At 73.0% G+C, this 19,161-nt stretch carries 20 protein-coding genes; 11 read left to right on the top strand and 9 right to left on the bottom strand.

All coding sequences use genetic code 11. The annotated features are described in order from the left end of the window. Positions 1–23 precede the first annotated feature (23 nt). Positions 24–971 (bottom strand): GlxA family transcriptional regulator, encoded by a 948-nt coding sequence (locus ACZ6R9_RS11555; RefSeq protein ID WP_465537993.1) that lies wholly within the window; start codon positions 969–971, stop codon positions 24–26. A 103-nt stretch (positions 972–1,074) separates the two neighbouring features. Between ACZ6R9_RS11555 and ACZ6R9_RS11550 the strand changes: the two genes are divergently transcribed. Next, on the top strand, positions 1,075–2,136 hold the full coding sequence (locus ACZ6R9_RS11550) for a saccharopine dehydrogenase family protein (RefSeq protein WP_465537991.1): 1,062 nt from the start codon (positions 1,075–1,077) through the stop codon (positions 2,134–2,136). Between the two features lie 6 nt (positions 2,137–2,142). Here the strand turns inward: ACZ6R9_RS11550 and ACZ6R9_RS11545 are convergent, their stop codons facing one another. The 3 genes from ACZ6R9_RS11545 to ACZ6R9_RS11535 all read right to left on the bottom strand — a co-directional run bounded on the left by ACZ6R9_RS11545 (position 2,143) and on the right by ACZ6R9_RS11535 (position 4,392). Continuing rightward, complete coding sequence (locus tag ACZ6R9_RS11545) at positions 2,143–3,039, bottom strand: hypothetical protein (protein ID WP_465537990.1); 897 nt, start codon at positions 3,037–3,039, stop codon at positions 2,143–2,145. Between the two features lie 75 nt (positions 3,040–3,114). Next, complete coding sequence (locus tag ACZ6R9_RS11540; protein ID WP_465537988.1) at positions 3,115–3,549, bottom strand: arsenate reductase/protein-tyrosine-phosphatase family protein; 435 nt, start codon at positions 3,547–3,549, stop codon at positions 3,115–3,117. A 192-nt stretch (positions 3,550–3,741) separates the two neighbouring features. Further along, a complete protein-coding gene (locus tag ACZ6R9_RS11535; protein ID WP_380484790.1) occupies positions 3,742–4,392 on the bottom strand; it encodes a TetR/AcrR family transcriptional regulator in 651 nt (216 codons plus the stop codon). Positions 4,393–4,492: 100 nt separating this feature from the next. Here ACZ6R9_RS11535 and ACZ6R9_RS11530 point away from each other — a divergent pair, with 100 nt between their 5' ends. The 3 genes from ACZ6R9_RS11530 to ACZ6R9_RS11520 all read left to right on the top strand — a co-directional run bounded on the left by ACZ6R9_RS11530 (position 4,493) and on the right by ACZ6R9_RS11520 (position 6,451). Then, entirely contained in the window at positions 4,493–4,957 is a 465-nt protein-coding gene (locus ACZ6R9_RS11530; protein WP_380484788.1) for a PaaI family thioesterase, read from the top strand. Between the two features lie 76 nt (positions 4,958–5,033). Then, complete coding sequence (locus ACZ6R9_RS11525; RefSeq protein ID WP_465537984.1) at positions 5,034–5,765, top strand: hypothetical protein; 732 nt, start codon at positions 5,034–5,036, stop codon at positions 5,763–5,765. Between the two features lie 62 nt (positions 5,766–5,827). Next, positions 5,828–6,451, top strand: coding sequence for a dihydrofolate reductase family protein (locus ACZ6R9_RS11520; RefSeq protein WP_465537982.1), 624 nt, complete (start codon positions 5,828–5,830; stop codon positions 6,449–6,451). Between the two features lie 3 nt (positions 6,452–6,454). Here the strand turns inward: ACZ6R9_RS11520 and helR are convergent, their stop codons facing one another. Then, the gene (gene helR / locus ACZ6R9_RS11515) at positions 6,455–8,617 is read right to left on the bottom strand and encodes an RNA polymerase recycling motor ATPase HelR (protein WP_465537980.1); all 2,163 of its coding nucleotides are present in this window, start codon (positions 8,615–8,617) and stop codon (positions 6,455–6,457) included. Positions 8,618–8,888: 271 nt separating this feature from the next. Here helR and ACZ6R9_RS11510 point away from each other — a divergent pair, with 271 nt between their 5' ends. Continuing rightward, the gene (locus tag ACZ6R9_RS11510; RefSeq protein WP_465537978.1) at positions 8,889–9,890 is read left to right on the top strand and encodes a helix-turn-helix domain-containing protein; all 1,002 of its coding nucleotides are present in this window, start codon (positions 8,889–8,891) and stop codon (positions 9,888–9,890) included. 263 nt (positions 9,891–10,153) lie between these two features. On the opposite strand, the gene ACZ6R9_RS11505 is transcribed toward ACZ6R9_RS11510, so the two are convergent. The 4 genes from ACZ6R9_RS11505 to allB form a co-directional block, all read right to left on the bottom strand. Continuing rightward, entirely contained in the window at positions 10,154–11,287 is a 1,134-nt protein-coding gene (locus tag ACZ6R9_RS11505) for a tetratricopeptide repeat protein (protein ID WP_465537976.1), read from the bottom strand. Positions 11,288–11,360: 73 nt separating this feature from the next. Next, entirely contained in the window at positions 11,361–12,146 is a 786-nt protein-coding gene (locus ACZ6R9_RS11500) for an IclR family transcriptional regulator (RefSeq protein WP_380484776.1), read from the bottom strand. Positions 12,147–12,277: 131 nt separating this feature from the next. Further along, positions 12,278–13,399 carry an allantoicase gene (gene alc, locus ACZ6R9_RS11495; RefSeq protein WP_465537974.1) on the bottom strand — a complete coding sequence of 374 codons (1,122 nt, stop codon included), beginning with the start codon at positions 13,397–13,399 and terminating at the stop codon, positions 12,278–12,280. A gap of 22 nt (positions 13,400–13,421) precedes the next feature. Continuing rightward, on the bottom strand, positions 13,422–14,768 hold the full coding sequence (allB, locus tag ACZ6R9_RS11490) for an allantoinase AllB (RefSeq protein WP_465537972.1): 1,347 nt from the start codon (positions 14,766–14,768) through the stop codon (positions 13,422–13,424). A 308-nt stretch (positions 14,769–15,076) separates the two neighbouring features. Between allB and ACZ6R9_RS11485 the strand changes: the two genes are divergently transcribed. The 6 genes from ACZ6R9_RS11485 (at position 15,077) to ACZ6R9_RS11460 (ending at position 19,136) form a co-directional block, all read left to right on the top strand. Continuing rightward, complete coding sequence (locus ACZ6R9_RS11485; RefSeq protein WP_380484841.1) at positions 15,077–15,364, top strand: thiamine-binding protein; 288 nt, start codon at positions 15,077–15,079, stop codon at positions 15,362–15,364. Then, positions 15,361–15,732, top strand: a complete 372-nt coding sequence (locus ACZ6R9_RS11480) for a helix-turn-helix domain-containing protein (RefSeq protein WP_380484770.1) — start codon at positions 15,361–15,363, stop codon at positions 15,730–15,732. Before ACZ6R9_RS11485 ends, ACZ6R9_RS11480 begins: the two co-directional genes overlap by 4 nt. A gap of 113 nt (positions 15,733–15,845) precedes the next feature. After that, on the top strand, positions 15,846–16,346 hold the full coding sequence (gene uraD, locus ACZ6R9_RS11475; protein WP_465537969.1) for a 2-oxo-4-hydroxy-4-carboxy-5-ureidoimidazoline decarboxylase: 501 nt from the start codon (positions 15,846–15,848) through the stop codon (positions 16,344–16,346). A 48-nt stretch (positions 16,347–16,394) separates the two neighbouring features. Beyond that, positions 16,395–16,727: a hydroxyisourate hydrolase gene (gene uraH, locus ACZ6R9_RS11470; protein ID WP_465537967.1), complete on the top strand. Its 333-nt coding sequence runs from the start codon at positions 16,395–16,397 to the stop codon at positions 16,725–16,727. Positions 16,728–16,782: 55 nt separating this feature from the next. Then, the gene (gene pucL, locus ACZ6R9_RS11465) at positions 16,783–17,703 is read left to right on the top strand and encodes a factor-independent urate hydroxylase (protein ID WP_465537965.1); all 921 of its coding nucleotides are present in this window, start codon (positions 16,783–16,785) and stop codon (positions 17,701–17,703) included. A 29-nt stretch (positions 17,704–17,732) separates the two neighbouring features. Then, positions 17,733–19,136, top strand: a complete 1,404-nt coding sequence (locus ACZ6R9_RS11460) for an 8-oxoguanine deaminase (protein ID WP_380484762.1) — start codon at positions 17,733–17,735, stop codon at positions 19,134–19,136. The last annotated feature ends 25 nt before the right edge of the window (positions 19,137–19,161 follow it).

Raw genomic sequence — 19,161 nt, 5'->3', positions numbered from 1 at the left:
CGTGCGGCGGCAGCCCCGCGGCCTCACGCCCGGAAGGTGCGGCGGTAGGTGTCCGGCGGCACGCCGAGCGTGCGGTGGAAGTGGCGGCGCAGGGTGGTCGAGGTGCCCAGGCCCGAGGCCGCGGCGATGGTGTCGATGCTGTCGTCCGTGGTCTCCAGCAGTTCCTGCGCGCGCCGGATCCGCTGGGTCAGCAGCCACCGCAGCGGGGTGGTTCCGGTCACCGAGCGGAACTGGCGGGCCAGGTGGCGCGAGCTCAAGTTCGCCCGCCGGGCCAGGTCCTCCACGGTGAGTGGCCGGTCCAGCCGCCGCATCGCCCACGGGAGCAGCTCGGCCATGGGGTGGTCGTCCTGCGCGGGCACCGGTGTGGTGACGAACTGGGCCTGGCCGCCTGCCCGGTGGGGCGGGACGACCAGGCGGCGGGCGGTCACGTTGGCGATCGCCGAGCCGTGGTCGCGGCGGACCAGGTGCAGGCACAGGTCCATCGCCGCGCTCTTCCCGGCGGAGGTGAGCACTTGGCCGTTGTCGACGTAGAGCACGTCCGGGTCCACCTCCACCCGGGGGTAGCGCCTGGCCAGTTCGCCGGTGTGCGCCCAGTGCGTGGTGGCGCGCAGCCCGTCCAGCACTCCGGCGGCGGCGAGCGCGAACACGCCGGTGCACAGCGAGACCATCCGCGCCCCCACCGCGTGGGCCGCGCGCACCGCCTCGACCAGTTCGGCCGGCGGGTCCTGCTCGACGTCCGCCAGGGCGGGGACGATCACGGTGTCGGCGTCCGCCAGCCGGTCGAGTCCGCAGTCCGGCTCCAGCAGGAACCGGCCGACCCGGACGGCCTGCGGGCCGCACACCCTGACGTCGTACCAGGGGCCCGGCACCGCGTCCGGGCACGAGCCGAACACCTCTTGGGCGAGGGCGAGTTCGAAGTGCAGCATGCCGTCCGTGGCGGCGATCGCGACGGAGCGCGCGGCAGAACCCATGTCGGAAATTGTACGGGTCGTGTCGTTCCGGACACTGGGCGCCGATCACCGAACCGGACAGGATCTTCCCGGTGGGTCACTTCGAGCACGCGGGAGCAGACGGATGGTGTCGGGCGGGAACATCGTGGCGGTGTACGGGGCCTACGGGCACACCGGGCGGTTCGTGGTCGCGGAGTTGCGCGAGCGCGGGTACGTCCCGCTGCCCGTCGGCCGCGACCGGGACAAGCTGGCGGCGCTGGTTCCACCGGGCTGCGAGGCGCGGCAGGCCTCGGTGGACGATCCGGCCGCGCTCGACCGCGCCCTGCGCGGCGCCGCCGCCGTGATCAACTGCGCCGGGCCCTTCGCCACCACCGCCGCCCCGCTGATCGAGGCGGCGCTGCGGGCCGGCCTCCCGTACGTCGATGTGGCGGCCGAGATCGAGGCGAACCTCGACACCTTCGCGCGGTTCGCGGACCGCGCCCGCGCCGCCGGCACTGCGGTGGTACCGGCGATGGCCTTCTACGGCGGCCTCGGCGACCTGCTGGTGACGGCCGCGATGGGCGACTGGACGGCGGCCGACGAGGCGCACATCCCCTACGGGCTGAGCAGTTGGCACCCCACGGCCGGAACGCTCGCCGCGGGCGCGGTCTCGGCGCAGCGCCGCGCCGGCCGCCGGGTCCGCTGGACCAACGGACGGCTGGAGTACCACGACGACGCCCTGCCGACCCTCGACTGGCACTTCCCGGCCCCGCTCGGCCCGCAGCGCGTCCTCGGCGAGTTCACCATGGCCGACGTCGTCACCGTCCCCAGCCACCTGGCCGTCCCGGAGGTGCGCACCTACATGACGGCGAACGCGGCCGCGGACCTGTCCGCCCCCGTCCCCTCGGCGCCGACCGCCGTGGACGAACGCGGCCGCTCCGCACAGACCTTCGTGGTCGACGTCCTGGTCCGCTCCGGCGGCACCGAACGCCGCGTGTCCGTCGCCGGCCAGGACATCTACGCCGTCACCGCCCCGCTCGCGGTGGAGGCCGTCAACCGCATCCTCACCGGCCGCACCAGGACCACCGGCGTCGCCTCCGCAGGCGCGATCTTCGACGCCCCGGACTTCCTGCGCGCCCTGTCCGCGCACCTCTCGCCGCACCTCTCGCCGCACCTCGCGCCGCACCTCTCGCCGCTGGACGGCTGACCGGGCTCATCCGGCCTGTTCCTCCCAGGGGATTTCGGCCGGACGACGGTGCCACCACCAATTGCGCCCCGCGATGGCGGATTGCGGCAGACCGAGCGCCGCACTCAGGGCAGCACCGCCGTCGTCGACGGTGAGCCGACGATATGTCTCGTCGATTCGCGCAATGAATTCGGGTGCCGCCTCGGCAGCCTCCGAATCAGCTGTACTCACCGTGTCGTCCAGACGGTCGCGCAGGCTCAGGCTTTCCTCGTAGAGGGAGGCCGGAAACCACGAGTAGGGCGGCCAGCCCTGCTCCATCAGCGCAGAGAGATTCTCCCAACTCCACATGTCCGACGCGATGAGTCGATTCTTGTCGAAATACGCGTTCCGTTCTGCGAAATTCACTCCCCGATGCGCGAGAGCGGCCTTGAATTCCTCGGCGACAGGAGTATCCGTCCGGAACATGTGGATCGCTTCCGGGAAATTCTGCACGGGAATACCCGGCAGGCCCGCAATCGGCGCATCGACGGCGTCGATGACATGGTCCCCGCCCTCCTCGTCGGGTGCGTACAGGCGCGCACGCGCCGTGTTTCCCAGCGGGTCGGCGACCCAGTACGCGCTCGGGTCGATGTCCGGATCGGGGAACAGGATGGGCTGCTGAAGCCGCCGGGCAAGGGAGATCGCGAGGTCGGGCTCGGCGGGTTGACCCTGGATGCTGTCGACAACGTGAATGTCGAGCACCAGGCTGGTGTCGCCGTTCGTCGGGCGGAACTCGCAGATCACCTGCGCGTCCCAGTTGCGTGCCTCCGTCTCCTCGGAATGAACCACGTCGATGTTCTCGGTCGGCACGGTGAACTCTTCGGCCAGCGCCGGCTTCAGCTGTTCCAGGCCCACCGACCCCGCCACGAGAATGTTGTACATCATGTGCAGAACCACCCCCCGGTGATCGTTCGACGGCAGTGAGGGAGAAACCTAGCGGCTCCCGGCATTGACGTCCCGTCAGGGCAGGTGGTTGGCCGCGCCCGCCTCGATCAGCAGCGCGCAGTAGACGAACTCGACGGCGGAGCGGCCCATCGGGTCGGGGACGTCGCGGTCGTGGTCGAGGTAGAGGCGCATCTCGGTGGTGCTGTGGGGGCCGACCAGGGCGTAGAGCCGGTCCAGCACGGCGTGGTCCATGGCGAGCACCAGGTCGGCCCACTCGATCAGCTCCGCCGTGACGCGGGTGGGCCGGTGGCCGGTCAGGTCGTAGCCGAGGAAGCCCGCCACGGCGACCATCTCCGGGTGCGCCTCCTGCCACTTGCCGATCAGCCCGGCGGAGCGCACCTCCACCGCCTCGCCGCCCAGGTCCGCGAGCACCCGGGCGGCGAACGGGCTGCGGCAGTAGTTGCCGAGGCAGACGACGAGAATGCGCCTGGGCGAACGGCTGGTGGTCATCGGGGCCTCCAGGGGCGAGGTCCAGGGGCGGTGCATGCGATCATCGACCAGGTCCGCACGGCTCAGCGGCACGGGCAGCCGGGACGGCCTGCGGAGTCCCCCAACGAGTGGCAGCGCTACGCCATCAGGTCGATGCGGTTCGACTCCCCCACCTGGACGAGCCGCCCCGTCCCGGGAAGAACGTCCGCCGACTCAGGGAGCGGTGTACGGGTAGCGGTGGAAGAAGGTCTCGGCGAGGAACCGGGCCATCGCGGTGAGGCGCTCGGGCGGGTACTCGTCGGGGGCGTTGAGGACAAGCCGGCCGCCTTCCTCAAGTGCCGCCAGCAGCACGCGGATCAGCAGCTCGATGTCGAGCTCGGCGGCGTCGTCGGCGTCGCGGAGGAACCAGCGGACGACTTGGGCGAACTGCTCCCGGATCAGCGCGTCGCTGCGTTCCTTGTACTTGCGCACGGCGGGCGGTGAGCCGTCCACCGGGAGCAGGATGGCGCGCCAGCGGCTCGGGGCGGTGACCACCGCGTCGTAGTAGCCGCGGGCGACGCCGGTGAAGACCTCGACCGGGTCCGCTCCGTCGAGGTCGCCCGGCAGCGTGGCCGCCAGTTGGGCCTGGGCCCGCTCCCCTTCGCGTTCGAGCAGGGCGCGCAGCAGGTGGTCCGCGTCGGTGAACTGCCCGTAGACCACGGGCCGGGTGACCCCGGCGGCCTTGGCGACGGCATCCACCGAGACGGCTGCCACACCGTCGCAGTTGATGATCTCCAGTGCCGCGTCCAGGAGTTGCTCCCGCCGCTCGGCAGGGGCCATCCGCGGGGCGTACGGGCGCTTCGCGGGTACGGGGGGTCGGGCCATGACGCCAGCCTATCTTGTGAAAGCTACACATCTGTAGCTACAGTCCTGAAGCAATTGCTCCACGCTCACCCCGCAAGACACCCCGCAGGACAGGAACACCATGACGCACCAGGCACCCCCGCTCAGCCCGCCCCAGGACCTCCTCGACCGCCTCGACCAGCAGCTCGCCGAATCCGGTGTGGACCCCTCCCTCATCCCGATCGGCAACCTCGCCGAACGGCTCGGCGTCCGCATCCTGGAAGCCACCCCGGACCGGGTCGTGGGCACCATGCCGGTCGAGGGCAACCAGCAGCCGTACGGCCTGCTGCACGGCGGCGCCTCGGCCGCGCTCGCGGAGTCGCTCGGTTCGATCGGCGCGGCCCTCCACGCCGGGACCGGCCGGTACGCGGTCGGCGTCGACCTCAACGCCACCCACCACCGCCCGGCCGTCTCCGGCCACGTCACCGGCATCGCGACCGCCGTCTTCCGGGGCCGGACCGCTGCCACCTACGAGATCGCCATCACCGACGACACCGGAAAGCGCATCAGCAGCTGCCGCCTGACCTGCATGCTGCGCGACATCTGACCGCCGGCCGGACCTGGCAGAGGACCCTCGCAGAACGCCAACGGCCCTCGGCAGGAGAGCAGTTACCATCCGGCCCATGGACTACCAACCTTCGATACCCCCGGCGGGGAAGTGGCCGCGACTGTTCTGGCCGCGCTGGGTGATCCTGGCGATCGCACTGGCGGTCGGGCTGGGCGGCGGATGGCTGACCGGAGCGAACCACCGGCAGCAGTGGGCCGCGCTGGTGATCGCGGCGGCCACGTACGGGGTGTTCATGTTCCTCGCGATGGCCGGTTTGGACACCCTGGAGCACATCCATCCGGTGTTCGGGCCGTGGACGGCCACCCTGGCCGCCGCGATCACCATGTCGGTCGGTCGGGCCGTCGGGATGGCCGACATCCGACCGCTGCCGGTGGCGGTGGCCGCCGCGGTCGGGGTGGTGTTCACCGCCCGGAAGGACCGCAAGCGGCGGCTGTTCTCCCTGAACCAGCCGCGTGAGCGCGCTCTGCACGAACGCCGGTTCGCCGCCGAGGCGGTGAGCCGCCGGGCCGTCGTGGTCGGGATCAGCAAGACGCTCGACGAGATCGACAACTGGGGCCGGACGGCCACCACGCTGACGCTGCGTTACACCGACACGGCGGACGGAGGACCCGACTTCCGCGCCAGGTACGAGTTCCCGGTGCACCTGCCGCCGCGGCTCGGCGCGAAGGCCACCGTCCGCTACCTGGAGGACAATCCGAGCGACCGCCGCGTCAGCCTCGACCCGCCCGAGCTCCCGGACCTGCCGGACGACACCCCGCAGGACACTCCGCCCCGCGGCTCCCGCTGATCGGCCGCCCCGCTGCCTAGCATCGCCGGGGGAACACCGCCGTCGAACCACCGGGAGCCCTCGTGGGACTCGTCACCGCAAACATGGCCATCTCGCTGGACGGTTTCACCGCCGGGCCGCACCAGAGCCTGGACCATCCGTTCGGCACCGGCGCCAGGGAGGCCCTGACCTCCTGGATGTTCGAGACCGACCGGCCGGGGCGGGAGCAGGACGCGCACCTGCTCGGCGTGCTGCACGCGAACACCGGCGCGCACATCATGGGGCGGAACATGTTCACCCCGGGCCGGGGCGCCTGGGACGAGAGCTGGACGGGCTGGTGGGGGCCCGAACCGCCGTACCACGCACCGGTGTTCGTGCTCACCCACCACCCGCGCGAGCCGCTCCCGATGGCCGGCGGCACCACCTTCGAGTTCGTCACCGACGGCATCGAGGCCGCCCTCGACCGGGCCCGCGCCGCCGCCGGCGAACAGGACGTGGAGATCGCCGGCGGCGCCGCCACCGTCCGCCAGTACCTCCGGGCCGGGCTCCTCGACGAACTCGTCCTGCACCTGGTCCCCGTCACCCTGGGCATCGGCGAGCGCCTCCTCGACGGCCTCCGGATCGCCCTGGAACCCGTCGAGGTGATCCCCTCCGAAACGGTCACCCACCTGCGCTACCGGGTGCTCGGCCCGAACACCGCCGACTAGCCGTCAGCGCAGGATCGCGAGCTGCCCGGTGGCGCGGGTCATGGCGACGTAGCGGTCCACCGCGCCCTCGATGCCCTCGCCGAAGGACTCGGGATCGACCAGCACCACCAGGTCGAACTCCAGGCCCTTGGCCAGCTGGGGGCTGAGCGAGCGGACCCGGGGCAGGCCGGGGAAGGCCGGGTCGCCGATGACGCAGGCGGTGCCCTCGGGGTGTTTGGCCAGCCAGCGCTTCAGCAGCTCGTCCCGCAGGGCGGGGGTGCCGTGCAGGACGGGGAGGCCGTTGCGGCGGATCGAGGTGGGGACGTTGGCGTCGGGCAGGGCGGCCCGGATGACGGGCGCGGCCTCGGCCATGACCTCCTCGGGGGTGCGGTAGTTGACGCTCAGCGAGGTGAGGGTGACGCGGTCCAGGCCGGCCCGTTCCAGGCGTTCGGTCCAGGATTCGGTGAAGCCGTGCCGGGCCTGGGCGCGGTCGCCGACGATGGTGAAGGAGCGCGACGGGCAGCGGGCGATCAGCATCTGCCATTCGGCGTCGGTGAGTTCCTGCGCCTCGTCCACCACGATGTGTGCGAACGGGCCGGCCAGCAGGTCGGGGTCGAGCGGTTCGGGGTCGGCGTGGTCGATCAGCGCCTCGCGCAGGTCGGCGCCGCGCAGCATGGTGATCGCGCCCTCGCCGTCGTCGTCGGCGTTCAGCAGGTGGTCGACGACGCCGTCCATCAGTTCGCGTTCGGCGGCCAGGCGGGCCCGCTGGGCGCGCTGGCGGCGGTCGGCGTCGGTGTCGCCGAGGCGGCGGCGGGCGGCGTCCAGCAGCGGCAGGTCGGAGAGCGTCCAGGCGGCGGGGTCGGTGCGCTGCAGGGTGCGGATCTCCTCGCGGCTCAGCCAGGGCGCGCACAGCCGCAGGTATGCGGGGACGGTCCACAGGTCGCCGACCAGGTCGGTGGGTTCGAGGATCGGCCAGGCCCGGCGCAGCGCGCCGAGCAGTTCGCGGTCGCGGCGCAGTTCGCGGGCGAGCATCTCGGGCGAGATGCCGTGCTCCTCGTCGTCGAGGGCGTCGGCGTTCCGGTCGATCAGGATGGTGATGAGTTCGTCGAGGATCGTCTCGCGGGCCTCGTTGTGCGGGGTGCCGGGGCCGACGGCGGCGAAGGCTTCGGACCAGTCCTCGGGCTGGACCGACAACTCGTACCACTCGATGGAGAGTTTGCAGGCCTCGGTGGGCGGTTCCTCGTAGATCCGGACGGCCTGTTCGATCGCGCCGACCATTCCGGCGGCGGACTTCAGCCTGGCCACCTCGGGATCCCGTTCCTCCGCGACCGCCGCGCCCTCGGGGAGCAGGTCGCGCAGCGTGCAGGTCTGGACGCCTTCCTCGCCGAGGCTGGGCAGCACGTCGGCGACGTAGGCCAGGTACGGCTGGTGGGGGCCGACGAACAGCACGCCGCCCTTGCGGTGGCCGAGGCGTGGGTCGGAGTACAGCAGGTGGGCGGTGCGGTGCAGGGCGACCACGGTCTTGCCGGTGCCGGGGCCGCCGTCTACGACCAGGGCGCCGCGCGAGCCGGCCCGGATGATGGCGTCCTGGTCGGCCTGGATGGTGGCGAGGACGTCGCGCATCCGCTCGGACCGGGCGGAGCCGAGGCTGGCGATGAACGCGGACTGGTCGTCGAGGGCGGCGTGACCATCGAGCGCCTCGGCGGCGAAGACCTCGTCCCAGTAGTCGCCGATCCTGCCGCGCTGCCAGCGGTAGCGGCGGCGGCTGCTGAGGCCCATCGGGTTGGCGTGGGTGGCGGCGAAGAACGGTTCGGCGGCGGGCGATCGCCAGTCGATCAGCAGGCGCCGGCCGTCGGCGTCGGCGAGGCCGAGGCGGCCGATGTACACCGGCTCGGCGCTTTCCGCGTGGACGATCCGGCCGAGGCACAGGTCGGTGCCGAACCGGCTCAAGGTGCGCAGCCGGGTGGAGAGTTGGTGCACCTCGTTGTCGCGGTCCAGGGCGGCGCGGCCGGCTCCGCCGGGGCGGCGGCGGGCCTGGTCGAGGCGGGCGGTCAGTTCGGCGATGTCCTGCTCCAGGGTCGCGGCGACGGCGGCGAAGTGCCGTTCGTCCTCGGCGATCAGGGCGGGGTCCGCCTTGGCGGCGAGCCGCTCGGGCAACTCGAAGGCGCTGGTCGTCTGCTGGCTCATGTGGTGCTTCTCCGATCCCCTGCCGGGTGCTTCGCGCGTTTCGCCCCGTTTGTGCTGTTTGCGCGGGTTCCCCGATTCAGTCAGCGATTGTGCGCCGGACGGGGGGCCTTGCCGCAAGGCCCCCCGTCCGATATAAGTTGGGAAGCGGCAGGAGAGCATCGGCTCCCTGCCTCTTCTGTTGTCGGGGGGCTTCCCGGATACCGTGCCTGACCTGCGATGCTTGGGGCCGACACGGCGAGTGGCCGGCGGGCAACGGAAGGTGGGGCACGGCATGGCCACGGCGACGGAGGGCGTCGGCCCGTTCGCGGAACTCCGGCCGCAGGAGCGGTTCGAGCTCTGGCGCGAGCTGATCGGACTGACCAGGGACTGCGACGCCACCACCCCCGACACCGACCGCTTCGACGCCGACCTGCGCCGCTCCGAGCTCGGGCCGGTGACCTTCCTCGGCACCTCCTTCCCGTCCGCCCGGTTCCGGCGCACCGACGCCCGGGTGCGGCGCTCCGACCCCGGGGTGTTCCACCTGACCTTCGTTCAGCACGGGGCGCTGGCGCTGTCGCGCGACGGCGAACCGAGCCAACTCTTCCGGCCCGGCGAGCTGACCATGCTGGACAGCTCCCGCCCGTACGAGCTGCGCGCGCTCGGCGAACGCACCGGGCCGGACGGCGCGCCGCGCATCCAGGGTGTCGGCATCGACTTCCCGATGGCGCTGCTGCCGATCCCGCCGCACCGGCTGCGCCCGCTGCTCGGGCGGGGCATCCGGGCGTCCGAGGGGTCGGCGGCGGTGCTCGCGGACTTCCTGCTCAGCGTGGACCGGCAGGCCCCCACCCTCGGCCCGGCGGTCGCCGACCGGCTCGGCCCGATCGCGGTGGACCTGGTCGCCGCCTGGCTGGCCGACGAGTTGGCGGACGAGGCCGACCTGCCCGAGACCGCCCGGCAGCGCGCCACCGTCGAACAGGTCCGCGCCTTCGTCCGCCGCCACCTGCACGACCCGGAGCTGTCCCCGGCCACCATCGCCGCCGCCCACCATATCTCGGTCGGCCACCTGCACCGCCTGTTCGCCCTGCACACCGACGGCGACACCGTGGCGGCCTGGATCCGCCGCCTGCGCCTGGAGAAGGCCCACCGCGACCTCGCCGACCCCGCCCTGCGCACCGTCCCGATCGGCACCATCGCGGCCCGCTGCGGCATCCCCCGCCCCGACGACTTCAGCCGCGCCTTCCGCACCGCGTACGGCCTCGCCCCGCGCGAGCACCGCCGCCGCGCCTGCCCGTAGGCAGTTCCCGGGAGGCGACGCCTCGCCAAGCGGCCGGGCACCCGTTGCCAAACCCGCGCGGCCCGACCCGGCCTACGGTGGAGCCACCGGGGGAAGCCCGTTCCGGGGGCGGGCTGGAACCTTCGACGTTGCTTCGATCCGGCGGCCAGGCCGCCGGTCCGGGGGCGGGGGGACGCGTCGAAACCGATGGGGGCTGTCGCAACGGATCGCCGGATCCGCGCGACGGCCCCCGTTCTGTTCGCTGCCCCGCGAGGGCCTGTTCGCTACCCCGCGAGGGCCTGCCGGGCGGCGGCCGGCTGCTCGCCGAAGTGTGCCCGCCAGTCCTCGGCCGCGGCGGCCGGCGGGCCGGTGCCCCGGCCCTGCCGCAGTTCCGCGATGCCGAGGGCGGTGCGCAGCTCCAGCACCCGGTGGGACGGGGCGTCGGCGCAGCGGGTCAGTGCCTGCTGGGCCTCGCGTTCGGCCGCGTCCGCCTGGCCGAGGGCGAGGTGCACGGTGGCGGCGGCCAGGCCGAAGAGGGAGAGGTCCTGTTCGGTGATGCCGGGCAGGGTGTCGGCGATCGTTCCGGCGGTTTCGACGGCCTCCCGGGCGGCGGCGATCCCGCCCTGGCCGAGCAGGGCCCGGGACAGGCCGAGGCGGAGCAGGAACACCAGCCGGTCCGTGCCGACCGTCTCCGCCAGCGCCTTCCGCAGCAGGCCCTCGGCCTCGGTGTGGCGGCCGCGCAGCGACAGGCTCACCGCCAGGTTGTGGCCGACCCACCGCCGGATCGGCCCGGCGACCGGCTCGGCCACCGTGACGGCGGCCGCCCGCACCCGCAGCGCGACGATGTCGGCCTCGTCGTGCTCGCCGAGCCAGGCGAGCTGCGCCAGCCGGTCACTGTCCACCACGAGCGCGAACTCCGGCTGCGGCGGGACGAGTCGGTGGGCCGTGTCGGCGAGTTCGGCGAGCGCCGAGACGGCCTCCCGGTGCCGGCCCAGCTCGCCCAGCAGCAGCGCCCGCGCGTGACCCGCCGTCAGCCGCAGGTCGTCCGGTCCGCTCACCGCCACGGCCCGTCCGATCTCGTCCAGCGCCTCCTCGTCCCGCCGGCCCGCCCCCAGGGCCTCGACCAGTTCGAGGCGCAGCACTGCCTCGGCCGCGCCCGCCACACCCGGCCTGGCCAGCGCCGTCCGCAGCTCGTTCTCCGCCTCGGCGGCGCGGCCCTGCTCCCTGAGCGCCCGGCCGAGGGCCGCCCGGCTTGCCACCGCGCCCTCCAGGCCCGGTCGCCCCGCCCCGGCGTACAGCTTCGCGGCCTCCCGCGCCGGCTCTTCGGCCGCGCCGAACCGGCCTTCCTGGTGGGCGTGTTGAGTGGCCGTCAGCAGCTCTCCGGCCCGGTGGAGTTTGCGGTTCGTGAACAGGGGCATCGCGTCGTCCCTTTGGTTCGATCGGCGTCCGCGAGGGTAGCGGCCGGGTACGACGCGGCTGGCTCTTCGCGGCTCACACCGCCATGGCGAGCATCAGCGGAGTGGCTCGGGCGGTGAGCAACTCGGCGGCCTCGCGCAGCCGGTGGGCCTGCTCGACGGGCAGCGAGGTGGCCAGGCAGCCCACCGTGTTCCCGGCCACTATCGGGACGGCGGCGCAGACCGTGTCCATCGAGTACTCCTGCAGGTCCAGCACGGGGACGGTGGCGGGCTGCCGGTCGAGCCGGTGCAGCAGGCGGTCCGTCTCGGTGATGGTCCGGGCGGTGAGGCGGGCCACCGGGTGCCGGGCGAAGTGGTCGAGCCGTGCCGCGTGGTCGAGTTGGGCGAGCAGGCACTTGCCGATCGCGGACGCGTGCGCGGTGGCCCTGAAGTCCACCCACTCGTGCACCGCCGGGGCGTGCTCGCCGTCGCACACGGCCTCCACCAGCAGTTCGCCGTCCTGGTAGCGGCTGAAGTAGACGGCGGCGCCGAGTTCGTCCCGCAGGTCCTCCAGTCGGTGGTGCAGTCTGGCTCTCACCAGCGGCTCCCGGTGCTGCGCCCCGAGCAGGGTGAACGCGCCGCCGAGGGTCCACAGCCCGTCCAGGTGCAGCAGGTACCCCTCGGTCTCCAGCTCCTCCGCGAACAGCCGCACCGCCGTCTCCGGCATGCTCAGCGTCCGCGCCAACTCCCCCGTCGTGCACCCGTCCGGATACCGGTCCACGGCCTCGAGCAACCGCAACGCCCGGCGCAGCACCCCGAACGGCCCCGCCCCGCCACCACCCGGCCCCAGCAGATCACTCCGCCCCCGGCTCACAATCGTCATTCCCCTGCCCCCCTTTCCTCTCACCCCACCGTCCGTCCAGCGTAACCAGCAAGCCGGGACCCCATCATCCGCTCAGCGGATATTCCCCCGCCAGAGCCACTTCCCCTTGACAGGCATATGCCGCTGCCGCGTCACGCGCCGTACAGCGCCCTGATCGCCTCCGCGTCCCGCAACGGCCGCGCCCGCGCCACCTCCTGCCCGAGCAGCGCCCTGGCCTCCTCCGCCGGCAGGGCGTTGAACCACCGGAGCGCCATCGTCTCCTGCCCGGCCCGGGTGAGCCGTCCGACGAGCCGGACCCGCGCCAAGCCCCCGTCGGGATACACATTGACGCGTACGTGCGTCACGGCGGCGGCCGCCGGAAGCCGGTAGCGGTGCCGCGTGTCGGGCTGCAAGCGGGTCCTGGGCAGCAGCACCGTCTCCAACCCGCCTGCCAGCCCCACCAGTTCCACCCATCCGGGGGCATTGGCGAGGAAGCAGGAGGTGTCCACCTCCGCCGCCAGTACCTGGCCCGCCCCGGCCAGGGCGATCCGTACCCAGTCGTGGCCCTTGTCCCGGCGTCGCCGGGTCTCCCACCCGTCGCCCATCACGGCGGGGCGGCCGGGGGCGTTCAGGTGGTGCGGGGAGGAGTAGTACCGGTCGGAGGCGTCCTCGGCGGCGCCGCCGTACTCCTGCGCGGCCAGGTCGAAGGTCAGACCGGTCAACTCCCGTGGGTCGGGCAGGACTTCGCCGTGCACCCGGAGCCGGGCGACGCCGCCGTCGGGCCAGATGTTCAGCCGGACGTGGGTGTAGCGCACGGGATCGGCGACCGGGAACGCGTGCGCGGTGTCGCCGCGCAGCGGCGTGCGCGGGACGATCTCGGTCCACCGCGCGGCGGCGACCTCCGCGGGCGAGGGGTGGCCGGGGACGGACGCGGCCTGCACGGACGCCGTCTCGGGGTGGTTTCCGGTGAAGTGCGTGGTGTCCACGACCACGCCCCGCACCACGCCCGCCGCGCCCAGCCGGACGATCACCCAGTCGTGGTCCTCCTCGCCGGGGTGCGGCTGTTCGGCGCTGACGCCGCGTCGGCGGCGGGACTCCCAGCCGTCCATGATCTGGCCCTTGTGCCCGAAGGTGTGCGGACGGAACTCGGGGGATGCGGTGACCAGCAGGTTCTCGGCGTCGGCGAAGGTGTCCTCGTTGGTGGCGATCACGCCCGCGCCGAGCGGCCGGGAGGCCAGGTCGAGCAACTCGGTGAACTGCCGATCCGTGCTCAACCGACTCTCCTCCCAGGCGAGTTCAACCACGAACGAGCTGCCGGCCGTGCGGCGCTCCGGCGGGATCGACCGGCCGCCCGCGCAGCCAGGTGCGGCGGACCTGCCCGACGAGGGGACGGCCCGCGTACGGGGTGACGGGGTTCTTGTGGTGCAGCCGTTCGGGGTGGACGGTGAACTCGGCATCCGGGTCGAAGGCCACCAGGTCGGCGTCGCAGCCGGGCGCGATGGCGCCCTTGGTGCCGCTCAGACCGACCAGCGCGGCGGGGCCGGCGGCCATCCAGCGCACCACGTCCGCCAGCGAGTGCCCGCGCCGCCGGGACTGCGTCCACACGGCGGGCAGGCCCAGCTGGAGGGATGCGATGCCACCCCACGCGGACGCGAAGTCCCCACTCCCGCCCGGCAGTTTCAGCTCCGGCGTGGACGGCGAGTGGTCGGAGACCACGGCGGCGAACTCCCCGTCCGCGAGCGCCTGCCAGAGCAGTTCCCGGTTGGCCGCGCCCCGGATCGGCGGGCAGCACTTGAACGCGGTGCCCCCGTCGGGGACCTGCTCGGCGGCCAGCGTCAGGTAGTGCGGGCAGGTCTCGGCGGTGACCTGCACCCCGTCCGCGCGGGCCCGGCGCAGCAGTGGCAGTACGGCGGCGGAGGAGACGTGCAGCAGGTGCACCCGGGCGCCGGTGCGGCGGGCGCACGCCAGCAGCGCGGCGACGGCGGCGGTCTCGGCTCGCTCGGGCCGGGAGGCCAGGAAGTCGCGGTAGCGGACGCCGGGGACGTGCGGGGCGGCGTCCAGCACCGCCGGGTCCTCGGCGTGGACGATGGCCAGGGCGCCGAGCCGGGCCTGTTCGGTGAGGGCGGCCGCGAGGTCGGCGGGCGTGGCCAGGTGCGGGAACTCCGCCACGCCGGACGGGGCGAGGAAGGACTTGAACCCGAACACCCCTTCCCGGTACAGCAATTCGAGCCCACTGGTGTTGCCGGGCACCGCCCCGCCCCAGAACCCCGCGTCCACCCAGATGCTGCCCTCGGCGGCCTTCCGCTTGACGGCCAGGCCCTCGACCGTGGTGGTCGGCGGGACGGAGTTCAGCGGCATGTCGATCAGCGTGGTGACCCCACCGGCCGCCGCGGCCCTGGTCGCGGAGGCGAAGCCCTCCCACTCGGTCCGCCCCGGCTCATTGATGTGCACGTGGGTGTCTACCAAGCCCGGCAGCAGCGCGAGTTCACCGAGGTCGGACATCTCCCGGCCGCCCGCCGGCAGCGTCCGGTACGCGGCGACCCGCTCTATCCGCCCGCCGCGCACCAGCACATCGGCGGCCCGCTCCCCCTCCGGCAGCACCACCCGCCGCGAGCGGATCAGCAGATCATCACCGAGGGGCATCAGGGGCCTCCGAGCGTCGGCAGAGTTCTGGGAGCGTAGGACCGGCCCGATCGACCGTCAATGCGGCGCGGCCGACAAGGTCCGCTCCCTGTAGGAGACTTGGGGCTGTCGGGCGGTCAACGGCCAGTCGCCCACGCCCGGCTCGCCCCGGCTCACCGTCATGGTCCGCCCACGCCAACAGCGGCAGCACCCCGAGTTCGCCACCGGAATTCCACCATCCGAAAGCTGAACGCCACTGAACCTCCATCCAATCGTCTCGTCCGACCATCGGCCGGACGCTCGCTCGATAAGGTGAACACGTGCGACTGATGGTGGAGTTCACGACCGAACCGTTCCAACTGGACGGCTTCCCCGAGCACGCCGCCACCGCCCGCCGGGCGGCCGAAGAGGCCGGCCTGGCCGTCTCGGTGGGGCCGTTCGGCACCAGCGCCGAGGGGGACGCCGAGCAGGCGCTGGCCGCCGTCACCCGGCTGCTGCGGGAGACCCTCGCGGTCGGCGCGAGCCGGATCTCGCTCCAGGTCAGCGTGCTGGCCGACGACCCGGCCCCGGCCGCACCCGGCCCACCGAGGACGCCCGACGAAGGAAGCACGCCGTGAACGACGCCCCCGACCACCCGCTCACCGCGGCCCTGAAGCCGCTGCTGGAGGCGGTCGGCGCCACCGCCGTCGAGCTCGCCGAGGCGCGGGCCGAGGACCTCGTCCTGGAGTGGGACGGCGCACCGGCCGTCGCGGTACGGCTGCCGCACCTGGGCAGCGCGCTGGAGCGGCTGTTGGCCGAGATGGCCCGCCAGTTCGACGGCCGCCCGCTGGCCGAGCTGGACCGCGTGGAGAAGCAGCGGGTGGTCGCCCTGCTGGAGGAACGCGGCGCGTTCACCGTCCGCCATGGGGTGGAGACCGTCGCGTCGGCGCTCGGTGTCAGCCGGTTCACCGTGTACAACTACCTGAACCGGCAAGAGAAGTCCTGATCCGTCAGGCACCGCCGCCCACCGCCGCCACAGCAACAGTTCAACAAAGCGTTGACGGCCCTCGGGGCTCGCTCTAGCTTGTCGGGGTGGCACCGAATCCAGGAGGCCCCTCCGTGACCGAGCCACCCGCCGCACTGGCCGCACTGGCTTCCCTCGATCCCGCCGAACTGCGAAGTACCCTGCTGGAGATCTGTCCCAGCCCGGCCTGGGCCGCCGCCGTCGCCGCCTCCCGCCCCTGGTCCGACCGCGCGGAGCTGCTGGCCGCCAACGCGAAGGCCACGGCGCAGCTGTCGGTGGCCGAGCTGCACGCGGCGCTGGCCGGCCACGCCCGGATCGGCGCGCCCGGGGCCGGCGACGCCGCGTCCGCGCGCGAGCAGTCCGGCGTCCGGGGCGCCGAGCCGTCCGTACTGGCGGAGTTGGCGGCCGCGGGCGCCGCGTACGAGGCGAAGTTCGGCCACCTCTTCCTGATCCGCGCCAGCGGACGCACGGCGGCCGACCTGCTCGCCGCCCTGCGCGAGCGGCTGCCGCACGACGCCGTCACCGAGGCCGGGACCGTCCGCCGGGAACTGCGCGAGATCAACGAGCTCCGCCTCGACCGGCTGCTCTCCACCTGACACCCGCCGCCTACCCGCCGCATACCCGCTGCCCATAAGGATGTGTCCATGGCCGGCATCTCCACCCACGTGCTCGACACCAGCCTCGGCCGCCCGGCCGGGGGCGTTCCGGTCGAACTGGCCGTACGCACCGAGGACGGCTGGCAGCTGCTCGGCGCCTGCGCCACCGACGCCGACGGCCGGGCCGCGGACCTGCCGGCCGTGGCGGGCGGCTCGGTCGCCCGGCTGCTGTTCGACACCGCGACGTACCGGGCCGGGTCGGGACAGCAGCCGTTCTTCCCCGAGGTCTCGGTCGTCTTCATCGTCGCACCCGACCAACTCCACTATCACGTACCGCTGTTGCTGAACCCCTTCGGCTACTCGGTCTACCGCGGCAGCTAGGGCCTGTCCGGCCGGACAGCGCCCTGGGCCGGGCCCACCACTGAGGAGACACGTCATGACCCACGTGCTCGGGCAGAACCAGTACGGCAAGGCGGAGAACCGCATCGTCCGGGTCCGCCGCGACTCCACCCGCCACGAGATCAAGGACCTGAACGTCTCGGTCTCGCTGCGCGGCGATTTCGAGGACGTCCACCGGACCGGCTCGAACGCCAACTGCCTGCCCACCGACAGCACCAAGAACACCGTGTACGCGTTCGCCAAGCAGCACGGCATCGAGTCCGCCGAGGGTTTCGCCGCCCTGCTGGCCCGGCACTTCGTGGAGAACACCGAACGCGGCGTGGTGCGCAGCGCCCGGATCCGGATCGAGGAGTACGCCTGGAACCGGATCCCGGTCGCCAACTCCCCTTCCGCGTCCGGTAGTTCGGCGGAGTCCGGCCACTCCTTCGTCCGCGCCGGGCAGGAGGTGCGCACCACCGAGGTGGTGTACGACGGCGAGCGGTTCCGGGTGATCTCCGGGCTCAGGGACCTGGTGGTGATGAACACCACCGACTCGGAGTTCTGGGGGTACCTCAAGGACCGCTACACCACCCTCCAGGAGGCCTACGACCGGATCCTGGCCACCCAGGTGACGGCCCGGTGGGCGTTCGGCTTCGACGGCCGCGACGGGCAGGAGCAGCCGGGGTGGAACGACTCGTACCAGGAGGTCAGGCGGCATCTGCTGGAGGCGTTCGCCGACACCTACTCGTACTCCTTGCAGCAGACGTTGCACGCGATGGGCACCAGGGTGCTGGACCATCGGGCCGAGGTGGACGAGGTCCGGCTGGAGCTGCCCAACAAGCACCATTTCCTGGTCGATCTGGCGCCGTTCGGGCTCAAGAACGAGAACGAGGTCTACTTCGCCGCCGACCGGATGTACGGCCTGATCGAGGGCACCGTGCACCGCGAGGGCGTCACCCCGGTCATCCCCGTCTCCTGACAACTCGCCGACTCTCTCCTGGAGTTCTCATGCCTGTGCGGCCCCCGGGCGCAGCAGACCGGCGGATCGTGATCGAGAACGCCGCGATCGCCACCGTCGATGCCGACGGCACCGAGTACGCGCGCGGGCACGTCGTCGTCCTCGGCAACACCGTCGAGTCGGTCGGCGACGGGCCCGCGCCGGGCGGGCTCGCCGACGTGGCGCGGCGGATCGACGGCGAGGGGCACCTGCTCACCCCGGGGCTGGTCAACACCCATCACCACTTCTACCAGTGGCTCACCCGCGGGCTGGCCCAGAACGACATCCTGTTCGACTGGCTGGTGGCGTTGTACCCGACCTGGGCGCGGATCGACGCCGAGTTGATGCACGCCGCGACCCTGGGTTCGGCGGCGGCGCTGCTCAAGTCGGGCTGCACCACGGCCGCCGATCACCACTACGTCTTCCCGCGCGGCGCCGGCGACCTGCTCGGCGCGTCCATCGAGGCCGTCCGGCAACTCGGCCTCCGCTTCACGGCGTTGCGCGGGTCGATGGACCGCAGCCGGAAGGACGGCGGCCTGCCGCCCGACCACGCGGTGGAGGACACCGACGAGATCCTCGCCGCCTCCGAGGCCGCGATCGACCGGTGGCACGACGCGGGCTTCGGCTCGATGCTGCAGATCGCCCTGGCGCCCTGTTCGCCCTTCTCCGTCTCCACCGAACTCATGTCCCGCTCCGCCGAGTTGGCCCGCCGCAAGGGCGTGCGGCTGCACACCCACGGCTCCGAGACCGCCGAGGAGGCGCGCTTCTGCCGGCAGCTCTTCGGCATGGGCCCCACCGACTACTTCGAGTCCACGGGCTGGCTCGGCGAGGACGTCTGGATGGCGCACTGCGTCCACCTGACCGACTCCGACCTCGCCAAGTTCGCCGAGACCGGCACCGGCGTCGCCCACTGCCCGTCCTCCAACGCCCGCCTGGCCGCCGGGATCGCCCGGGTCCCCGACATGCTCGCGGCCGGCGTTCCGGTCGGCCTCGGCGTGGACGGCACCGCCTCCAACGAATCCGGCCAGCTCGGCACCGAACTGCGCAACGCCCTCCTGATCAACCGCCTCGCCGGCCGCCCCGACGCCCTGACCGTCCGCCAGTCCCTGCGCCTGGCCACCATGGGCGGCGCGAGAGTCCTCGGCCGCCAGCACGAGATCGGCTCCATCGAACCGGGCAAACTCGCCGACCTCGCCCTCTGGAAGATCGACGGCCTTCTCCACTCCAGCATCGCCGACCCCGTCGCCGCCCTCGTCCTCGGCGCCCTCCCCCCACTCACCACCCTCCTCGTCAACGGCGCCCCCGTCGTCGAACACGACCACCTCACCACCGCCGACGAGACCCACCTCGCCCGCACCTGCGCCGCCGCGGCCCGCGACCTCGCCTCCCGTGGAGGCGGTCCACGAGCCCGCTGACGCCGTCGGCCCGCCGGTGGGGCCG

The organism is Kitasatospora sp. NPDC048662 (assembly GCF_055587065.1).
The sequence above is the reverse complement of the archived record's forward strand: the minus strand, read 5'-3'. Positions and strand labels throughout refer to the sequence as shown.

What these genes read in the sequence shown, in the direction of transcription:
- ACZ6R9_RS11555 (WP_465537993.1), bottom strand. Translation starts at nt 971, where the DNA reads ATGGGTTCTGCCGCGCGCTCCGTCGCGATCGCCGCCACGGACGGCATG.
- ACZ6R9_RS11550 (WP_465537991.1), top strand. Translation starts at nt 1,075, where the DNA reads ATGGTGTCGGGCGGGAACATCGTGGCGGTGTACGGGGCCTACGGGCAC.
- ACZ6R9_RS11545 (WP_465537990.1), bottom strand. Translation starts at nt 3,039, where the DNA reads ATGATGTACAACATTCTCGTGGCGGGGTCGGTGGGCCTGGAACAGCTG.
- ACZ6R9_RS11540 (WP_465537988.1), bottom strand. Translation starts at nt 3,549, where the DNA reads ATGACCACCAGCCGTTCGCCCAGGCGCATTCTCGTCGTCTGCCTCGGC.
- ACZ6R9_RS11535 (WP_380484790.1), bottom strand. Translation starts at nt 4,392, where the DNA reads ATGGCCCGACCCCCCGTACCCGCGAAGCGCCCGTACGCCCCGCGGATG.
- ACZ6R9_RS11530 (WP_380484788.1), top strand. Translation starts at nt 4,493, where the DNA reads ATGACGCACCAGGCACCCCCGCTCAGCCCGCCCCAGGACCTCCTCGAC.
- ACZ6R9_RS11525 (WP_465537984.1), top strand. Translation starts at nt 5,034, where the DNA reads ATGGACTACCAACCTTCGATACCCCCGGCGGGGAAGTGGCCGCGACTG.
- helR (WP_465537980.1), bottom strand. Translation starts at nt 8,617, where the DNA reads ATGAGCCAGCAGACGACCAGCGCCTTCGAGTTGCCCGAGCGGCTCGCC.
- ACZ6R9_RS11510 (WP_465537978.1), top strand. Translation starts at nt 8,889, where the DNA reads ATGGCCACGGCGACGGAGGGCGTCGGCCCGTTCGCGGAACTCCGGCCG.
- ACZ6R9_RS11505 (WP_465537976.1), bottom strand. Translation starts at nt 11,287, where the DNA reads ATGCCCCTGTTCACGAACCGCAAACTCCACCGGGCCGGAGAGCTGCTG.
- ACZ6R9_RS11500 (WP_380484776.1), bottom strand. Translation starts at nt 12,146, where the DNA reads ATGACGATTGTGAGCCGGGGGCGGAGTGATCTGCTGGGGCCGGGTGGT.
- allB (WP_465537972.1), bottom strand. Translation starts at nt 14,768, where the DNA reads ATGCCCCTCGGTGATGATCTGCTGATCCGCTCGCGGCGGGTGGTGCTG.
- ACZ6R9_RS11485 (WP_380484841.1), top strand. Translation starts at nt 15,077, where the DNA reads ATGGTGGAGTTCACGACCGAACCGTTCCAACTGGACGGCTTCCCCGAG.
- uraH (WP_465537967.1), top strand. Translation starts at nt 16,395, where the DNA reads ATGGCCGGCATCTCCACCCACGTGCTCGACACCAGCCTCGGCCGCCCG.
- pucL (WP_465537965.1), top strand. Translation starts at nt 16,783, where the DNA reads ATGACCCACGTGCTCGGGCAGAACCAGTACGGCAAGGCGGAGAACCGC.
- ACZ6R9_RS11460 (WP_380484762.1), top strand. Translation starts at nt 17,733, where the DNA reads ATGCCTGTGCGGCCCCCGGGCGCAGCAGACCGGCGGATCGTGATCGAG.